8 protein-coding genes and 3 pseudogenes are annotated in these 8048 nt (G+C 36.5%); 1 reads left to right on the plus strand and 10 read right to left on the minus strand.

Annotated features, from left to right (window positions below):
- Positions 1–201, plus strand: a 201-nt coding sequence (locus C1E99_RS00920) for a transposase (RefSeq protein ID WP_161943210.1), incomplete at its 5' end; no start/stop codon positions are given.
- A 150-nt stretch (positions 202–351) separates the two neighbouring features.
- Here C1E99_RS00920 and C1E99_RS00925 read toward each other — a convergent pair.
- From C1E99_RS00925 to C1E99_RS00970, 10 genes and pseudogenes are all read right to left on the minus strand, one after another.
- On the minus strand, positions 352–2481 hold the full coding sequence (locus C1E99_RS00925) for a heavy metal translocating P-type ATPase (RefSeq protein ID WP_018381137.1): 2130 nt from the start codon (positions 2479–2481) through the stop codon (positions 352–354).
- 19 nt (positions 2482–2500) lie between these two features.
- Positions 2501–2638 (minus strand): annotated as a pseudogene (locus tag C1E99_RS15540) (CopY/TcrY family copper transport repressor); the annotation flags it as partial.
- A gap of 8 nt (positions 2639–2646) precedes the next feature.
- Positions 2647–4089, minus strand: coding sequence for a multicopper oxidase domain-containing protein (locus C1E99_RS15545; RefSeq protein WP_105206336.1), 1443 nt, complete (start codon positions 4087–4089; stop codon positions 2647–2649).
- Positions 4090–4127: 38 nt separating this feature from the next.
- Positions 4128–4340 (minus strand): annotated as a pseudogene (locus C1E99_RS00940) (HAD-IC family P-type ATPase); the annotation flags it as partial.
- A gap of 164 nt (positions 4341–4504) precedes the next feature.
- The gene (locus C1E99_RS00945; RefSeq protein ID WP_105206337.1) at positions 4505–4924 is read right to left on the minus strand and encodes a CopY/TcrY family copper transport repressor; all 420 of its coding nucleotides are present in this window, start codon (positions 4922–4924) and stop codon (positions 4505–4507) included.
- Between the two features lie 472 nt (positions 4925–5396).
- The gene (locus tag C1E99_RS00950) at positions 5397–6005 is read right to left on the minus strand and encodes a YdhK family protein (protein ID WP_170243550.1); all 609 of its coding nucleotides are present in this window, start codon (positions 6003–6005) and stop codon (positions 5397–5399) included.
- A gap of 20 nt (positions 6006–6025) precedes the next feature.
- Positions 6026–6215 (minus strand): annotated as a pseudogene (locus C1E99_RS00955) (hypothetical protein).
- 460 nt (positions 6216–6675) lie between these two features.
- Positions 6676–7218, minus strand: coding sequence for a zinc ribbon domain-containing protein (locus C1E99_RS00960; RefSeq protein ID WP_416367538.1), 543 nt, complete (start codon positions 7216–7218; stop codon positions 6676–6678).
- Between the two features lie 38 nt (positions 7219–7256).
- Positions 7257–7595, minus strand: a complete 339-nt coding sequence (cadX, locus tag C1E99_RS00965; RefSeq protein ID WP_105108485.1) for a Cd(II)/Zn(II)-sensing metalloregulatory transcriptional regulator CadX — start codon at positions 7593–7595, stop codon at positions 7257–7259.
- 11 nt (positions 7596–7606) lie between these two features.
- The coding region (locus C1E99_RS00970) for a CadD family cadmium resistance transporter (protein WP_105206338.1) at positions 7607–8048 on the minus strand (442 nt) is incomplete at its 5' end.

Consider the following 8048-nt stretch of genomic DNA (forward strand, 5'->3'; position numbering starts at 1 on the left):
TTTCTAAAGGATAAAGACAAGGTTTTAAACGCTATGGAATTGCCTTATTCCAACGCCAAACTGGAAGCTACCAATAATCTCATCAAAGTCATTAAAAGAAATGCCTTTGGTTTTAGGAACTTTGAAAACTTTAGAAAACGGATTTTGATTGCCTTGAACATAAAGAAAGAGAGAACCAATTTCGTCCTCTCTAGGTGTTAGCTTTTCATCTACCCACTACAGTTGACAAAGAGCCGAAAAATCGTCTACTTCTACCAACACGATTTTACAAAGAGCCAGTACTTACATCTCTTTTTCTCCTGTAAAACTATTGTATCTTGATACTTTAATGAGTTTCAATCATTCGATCTGTTAACCGTTATTTTTTGGATCTAAACTTAATAACATAGCATTAATGGCGACGATGACTGTTGACACAGACATTAGGATTCCTCCTAATGCAGGGCTTAATGTGATACCAATAGGAGCCAAAATTCCTGCAGCTAGAGGGATAGCTATAAAGTTATAACCAGCTCCCCAAAATAGGTTTTGTTTCATTTTACGAGTTGTTTTGTGTGCTAATTCAATGAATGATTCAATATCTCCTGGATCGGATTGAGTCAATATGACATCAGCTGAATCCAATGCAACTTGAGTTCCAGCACCTACAGCTATACCAACATCTGCTAAGGCAAGAGAAGGAGCATCATTTACACCATCACCTACCATGATAACTTTCTTTCCTTCATCTTTAAGTGTTTTAACTAACTCATATTTGTCTTGTGGAGATTGATTTGATCTATACTCAATCCCTAAAACTTCTGCCGCGCCTTGAGCCGCTTTTTCATTATCACCTGTTGCCATAATTGGTTGAATATTGTTCTTTTTAAGAGCTTTAATTAACTCTTTACTCGTTGGTTTTAATTCGTCCCCTAAAGCTACAGCACCAATGGCATCATCGTTTTCTACTAAGACACTAAGAGTTGCTCCTTTTGGAATATCCATATCAAGATTACGTCCATAGGCTTTTTGACTGATTAATTGGTAACGGTGCCCACCTGCTTTACCCTCTACTCCAGAACCGGAAATCACATCAATCGAATCAAAAGATGCTGGACGTATATCTTGCTGCTCGGCGAACCTTATAATTGATTGAGCAATTGGGTGGCTAGATCCTCCTTCAATACCTGCCAATAAGGCAATGATTTCCTCTTTTGTATATTTGTCATTAAGAAGTTTTACATCTAATACTTTAAATTCACCAGTTGTTAAAGTACCCGTTTTATCTAAAATTATCACATCTGCATCTTGAGCTATTTCTAAGGCTTGGCGGTCTTTTACTAGTAAGCCACGGCTAGCCCCTAAGCTTGTGCTTCGGGCGGTTACCAATGGAATAGCCAGACCCAATGCGTGCGGACAAGCAATAACTAATGTAGTAATAGTAAATATAACTGCCGTTGGGATATCTCCAATAATCATCCACACTACAAAAGCAATTAGCGCGACAATAACAGCAATATAGAAGAGCCACCCTGCAACCTTTTGCGCAATATTTTCTGCCCTGGAAGGCTGACTTTGAGCTTGGCTAATTAAAGTCTGTACTTGAGAGATAAAGGATTGATCACCTGTCTCATTCACTTTAATATAAAGAACCCCTTCTCCATTTGTTGAGCCTCCGATTACTTCATCGCCAGGACCTTTTTTAACTGCTTTTGATTCTCCAGTCAAAAGAGCTTCATTCACACGTGATTCGCCACGCTCGATAGTTCCGTCTGCTGGCACATTTTCTCCGGCTTGAACACGAATTAAATCGCCTACCTGTAAGTCAGCAACTGGACGTATTTCAATTGAATCATCTTCTAACACAACGTGAGCATCTTTTGGTACCAACTTAGCCAATGCTGCTTGTGCGTCTCCTGCTTCTCCAATAGCTTTCATCTCAATCCAGTGACCTAATAACATGATTAATAATAATGAAGCAAATTCAAAGAAAAAGTCCATCACGTGTCCACCCGTTACGTAGGTAATGATAACAGCATAAATACTGTATAAATATGAAACACTTATACCTAAAGAAACTAGAGCCATCATTCCAGGTTCTTTTTGTTTAAATTCGTCAACTGCGCCTTGATAGAATGGACGTCCACCATAAATAATTAATATAGTAGATAAAATAGCTACTACAATATCAGAATATGGAAAAGTAAACTGGAATGGTAGGTCAAACCCAGCCATAGGGGATAAGAGCATAATAATGATTCCTAGTGGCAATGATTTTAAGAAAAGTTCCTTAAAGTTACCGTGATGATGGTGTTCATGCCCTCCGTGATGCCCACTGTGGTCATGCCCACTGTGCCCGCTGTGATCATGCTCAGCATGATGTTCTTGATGTTGATTCTTATGGTCTCCATGTTCTTCCGTGCTTACGTGCTCATGTTTTGAATGATCCATGTCGCCATGATTATGGTGACAGTGGGATAAATGTTTGTTGTTATTGTTCATTTTAAATTCCTCCTTATTCTTAATGATGATGTAAATGACACTCGCATTGTCTTTCTGGACAATTGCAATCCACTTCTTCTACTGCGAAAGATTTTTTTATCTCTAATATTTTTTCTAGTCGATCTATATCATCGAAGCTTAAGACATGATCTTCAATATTATTTATTATTCTACTTTAATTTGTCCCATCATACCTGCTTCTTCATGTTCAAGAATGTGACAGTGGTACATATAACTACCCTTCTTATTAAACTTAACTATAAGTCTTACTTTTTCGTTAGGCTCAATATATACAGTATCTTTCCATCCGCTCTCCTCTGGAGAAGGCGCATTACCGTTTCTTGATAGAATTTGAACCTGGGTGCCATGAATATGGAATGGGTGTCCCATTTCATGCATCATAGATCCTGGGTTTGTAATTTCCCAAATCTCTGTATCTCCAAGCTTCACTGTTTCATCAATTCTATTCATATCAAACTTTTTACCGTTTATTGATACCATGTGACCCATACCTTGAAGCTCAAAACTGCTTATCTTAGTAGCTTGTGCTTCTGACATTCTTTCTATATTCGTTAAAGTGCTAGGTACTTCAGTATCATCTTTCCCATCGCCTTTAACATTAAAGGTCATAATGGCTTCCTTATTACTCATAAGTGATAGCTGCGTTCCCTTTTCATACTTTGAAAAGTCCACTATTATCTCTGCTCTTTCCCCAGGTGATAACATAATATTTCTCTGGCTAACCGGTTTTTCTAAAAATCCACCATCAGATGCTATTTGATAGAATCCATCTCTATTATCTAACTTCAAATTAAAGTTACTTGCATTAGCACCATTAACTATTCTAAATCTCATCTTGACTCTATTAACCTCTAAATTAGGTTTAATAGCTCCGTTAACTATGATAGTATCCCCTGTTGCTCCATCCATCATATTTGTATTATAAATAAAACTGCCGTCCTTGTCAAAGCTTCTATCTTGAATTACTAAAGGTATATCATTTACTCCATATTCCTTAGGAATATTTAAGCTTTTTGATACTTCATCATCCACATAGAATAGTCCTGCTAAACCTTTATAAACTTGGGTAGCAGTATTTCCTCCAAAGTGCGGATGATACCACAATGTTGCAGCCTGTTGATTTACTGTAAAACTAGGCTCCCAAGTTGTTCCTGGTTCAATTCCTTGATGAGGGCCCCCATCCTTTTCTCCTTCTACCTCTAGTCCATGCCAGTGAACTGTAGTTGCTTCTTTTAGCTTGTTATTTACGTGCACATTTACTTGCTCACCTTTACTTACTCTGATGACAGGGCCTAAGAAACTTCCGTTGTACCCCATAGTTCGTGTCTTGGTATTTGGTAAAAATGAAGTTTCTCTTTCTTGAGGTTCTAAAGTAAAATCCGCAATATTAGGATCTGGATTTTTATCCTCTAATAGTGGTGGTATAGGAAGTGTACTTTTTGTTTTACTTGTTTGAATATCTATATTAACTGCACTCTGGTTTATTTTAAAATAACTAATCATTGGTTCTAAAAGTGTAATATATCCAACTGCAGTTAATACGACTGTAAGTCCAATACCTAATAACATATGTTTATTCTTACTCATTTTTATTCCTCCATAAATTATTATTCTAATTAATAATAATCTGCTTGAGCTAATGCGGGTGCATCGTTAATGCCGTCTCCAACCATCGCTACCTTCTTGCCTGCCTCTTGTAGTTTTTTGACTTCCTCGACTTTATCTTCAGGTAATACTTCACTTAATACACTGTCTATACCCACTTGCTTAGCAATCGATTTGGCTGTTCGTTTGTTATCTCCAGTAATCATGATTACTTCAACACCGCGTCTTCTAAGTTCTTTAACAGCTAAATAATTCCCCATGACCGCTATGATCATGCCCGCTGTGCCCATCATGATGACAAGAGTGCGCTTCCTTTTGTGAGACTTGGTGCTGGTGTATATTTGAATGATGATGCATATGATGATTGTGTTCCATTTGTATTTCCTCCTTACGATTGTTAACAATTGCATTGTCCAGCTTGGCAATGACAGGTGACTTTTTCTGGTGCTACTACACGTTTTTCCTCAAGAATTGAGATGAGATGATCTATATCATTTTGCGACAATACCAAATAATCTAACCACTCCTTTAAATGTTCGTAATGTTTTGTTTGGCAGATATTTTCTATAATCAGCTTTATCTCTGTCTGAACATGATCGATTTCGGATATAGCAGGTGAATAGGTATAATATCTTCCTTCTACAATAACGGTAACATATCCTTTTTTTACCAATCGATTTAAGAGCGTCTTGATGGTTTTATCATTCCAATCCATATCATCAATCAACCGTTCAACAATTTGACGACTGGTTAATTGATTTTCTGCCCATAAAACCCTCATGACCTGCCATTCTGATAAACTAATTTCTCTTTTCAATACCTTTCCTCCTTTCGACAGACTACAATTGTAGTCATTTGATTACATTTGTAATCGTATCATCTAAAAAATGAACTGTCAAGAAAAATATTCTCGACAGTCTTTTAATGTTTTAAAAAATTCAAGAAGTAGGTGCAAAGTTCCTCTGTTGAAGCAATACGGTTTGACTTCAAAAGAACTGAAACTCCAAAACAAATTGCGACATTTTGACTATTATTGTATAAAATATCTTTAAGAAGATGGTTACCGTCTCGTTTCCATCAATAAGGCTTACCCAGACAAGTTTGCGCCAGTAGAAGACTAACCAAGGATTGTGGGAAAGATTACTGGAAATTTTATGCCTATTGAACAGTAAAAACCTCTGAAGTTACTCTTGACTTCAGAGGATTATTTTTATGAAATTTTTATATATTGAATAACAGATTCAAACCCTTGTCGAATAGTTTCAATATCTGTTTCTGGAGCTTGTAAATCAATTATTTTTGTCATATTCCATCTCATCTTCAGTTACCCACATATGATTCTTAACTTCTTTTTGACCATTGGTTGGAGTGTAATTAACAACGTAAACAGTTCTTGTAATAGATTTATCTACTTTTGCTTCAGCTCCCATCATCCCATCCATGTGATCGGCATTCAAGATAACAGTATCGCCCTCATTTGCTACAGTCTTAGTATCTTTTAACTCTTCTTGTACTACCCATCGATGATTCTTAACCATTGGTCCCCCAGTTTTTGGCTTATAGCTTACTTCATAAATTGTAGTATCAAAGGCTCCTACAACTTGAGCTTTTGCACCTTTCATCCCTTTCATATGATCGCCTAGCAGTATAACATTACTTCCCACCGGGAATTTAGGGTGCGCAGCATCTTTCATTGAAGAAGGAACCATACCTTCATGATTCATTCCCTCATGATTCATTCCCTCCATACTATTCATTTTACTAGACGCTATAGAAGTCGATTCCTCGTTTGTACTTTTAGAATTATTCGATTCACTTTGATTGCTACACGCTCCTAAAAATACAATAATTCCAAGACTTACAAATACTAATTTTATCATCTTTTTCACTGTGTTCATCCTCCTTTAATTAATCACATTTAAGTCATCTCATAAATTTGTAATCCAAAAACTTCTTTTTTAATTGTAGCTATTGATAAGTCCTTCTTAGAAAAGATTACTACAGAATTTGATAAGATATCTAAATGAACTTTTTCGACACTATCTATTGAAATCAGTTGAAAAAATATTTTTTGACCAACATTCACATATTAGTTTAGCATTTTTTATCTATTTTTGAAATAAATAACTCTCCTCCTTTATTGAAATGGTAACTTTATAACAAATTTAGTTCTTAGACCTAATTTACTTTTTACAGTTATACTACCTTTATGCGCTTCAACAAAGCTCTTTTCAATACCTTTCCTCCTTTCGACAGACTACAATTGTAGTCGATTGATTACATTTGTAATTATATCATCAAAAAAAATGAGCTGTCAAGAAAAATATTCTCGACAGTTTTTTAATGTTTAAAAAATTCAAGAAGTAGGTGCAAAGTTCCTCTGTTGAAGCAATACGGTTTCTGATACCCCAGCGAACCGTCTCGATAAAACAGACACCGATAAGCTCCTGATAATATTCAATAGGTACATTACCCTTCTGGTATCCACTCTTTTGCATCAAGGTTGGATACAGTTGCTCTTTTAGATACGTTCGTAGTACTCTATGAAAGTAGGGAATTTCAGCTATTCTATAAGTCTACCTCAGTTCCTTCCAGGAAGCGAACGGTTATCTCTCCTTCAAGCCCTATCCTGATATGGTCTAGCACTCGGCACATATCTGAGTGATTGAAGTCTGTCTGCTCCTGCCTAATCAGGTCACTCAATGCTATGCTGTAGTGCTTATCAAGCAGGCGATTCTCTTCTAAGATTTTCTCCCACTTGCCCTCAAGCAAATCAATGTTCTCGCTCAGTATCTCTAACGCCTTTAGGAAAATCTGCTCAAGTGTCGCTTCATCCAAATGGCTACTGTAACACCCTTCAACTCCCTTGATGCGATAGCGGTTGTTACATTGCCAAACTTTACGTTTCCCTCGGCTGGTTGCCCAATTCTTTCGACCAAAGGCAGACCCACAGGCTTGGCAGAAAACCTTGGTGGTAAATGGGTTGTCCTCACTCTGCATGATATAAGACTTGAGCTGATGTTCCTCTCGATAAGTTTTGCGTCTAGCTATTTCCAGTTGAACAGTCTCCCAAATCTCCTCATCAATAATACCTTCGTGGCTATCTTCCACATAGTATTGATTGACTTGTCCATCATTTTGAATAGTTGTTATCCTAGTTGATTAAAAAAATCTCTGATTTCCTCATCTTTTATAAAATAATATATAATTTTCCCCTCTCTTCTAGTGTCCAAGATGTTTTGATTGGCTAGTTTACGAAGATGGTGGGAGGCAGATGCCATACTGAGATTTAGTAAACAGGCTATATCGCAGACACAGAGTTCTTCAACAGCAAGGAGATAAAAGAGGATATTTATCTGTTTATTATCGGTAAACTTTGATAAAATGCGAAGTGATTTTTGGACTTTTTCCTTTTCAAGGTAGTTCGTTGCGGTTGTAACATTTTGTTGATTTATAACATTCACTTGGCAGATACTATCTTTTTTCATAATATTTGCTCCTAGTTTAACACAGTCCATAGCATGTCAAAACTGTTGTTTTCAATCAGGATATATATCCCCAATCCTAAATAAACAACGGCAATAAACCATCTGCTATATTTTTCCAAGGTTTCTCCAATAGAAGGGACTTGTGCCAATTTTTGGGCAGAAAAAACCAAGAGATAAATCATGACTAGAAAGGTAAGTAAAGCTACAATCAAATTCGCTAAATTTAAGGTAGTAAAATATGGGACAAATACACCAATATTGTCAGCACCACAACTTGCAAAAGTTATCATAGCGACTAGAAAAATAAGGTTTTTATTATCTTTGCGCAAACCATCTTTTACAATAGCTTCTCCATCAGAATCTCCTAAAAGCAAAACTTTGAGGCCTAGGAAAATTGGAATCAAACCGAGCAAACCTAAAATCTCTTTACTAGGAATATAATCTAAGACAAAT

The sequence above is a fragment of the Streptococcus suis genome (assembly GCF_002964045.1).
In the GTDB taxonomy this organism is placed as follows: Bacteria; Bacillota; Bacilli; order Lactobacillales; family Streptococcaceae; genus Streptococcus; species Streptococcus suis_U.

Excerpts from the sequence above, each read along its gene's own strand:
- C1E99_RS00925 (WP_018381137.1), bottom strand. The coding sequence starts at position 2,481 with ATGAACAATAACAACAAACATTTATCCCACTGTCACCATAATCATGGC.
- C1E99_RS00950 (WP_170243550.1), bottom strand. The coding sequence starts at position 6,005 with ATGAACACAGTGAAAAAGATGATAAAATTAGTATTTGTAAGTCTTGGA.
- cadX (WP_105108485.1), bottom strand. The coding sequence starts at position 7,595 with ATGAAAAAAGATAGTATCTGCCAAGTGAATGTTATAAATCAACAAAAT.
- C1E99_RS15545 (WP_105206336.1), bottom strand. The coding sequence starts at position 4,089 with ATGAGTAAGAATAAACATATGTTATTAGGTATTGGACTTACAGTCGTA.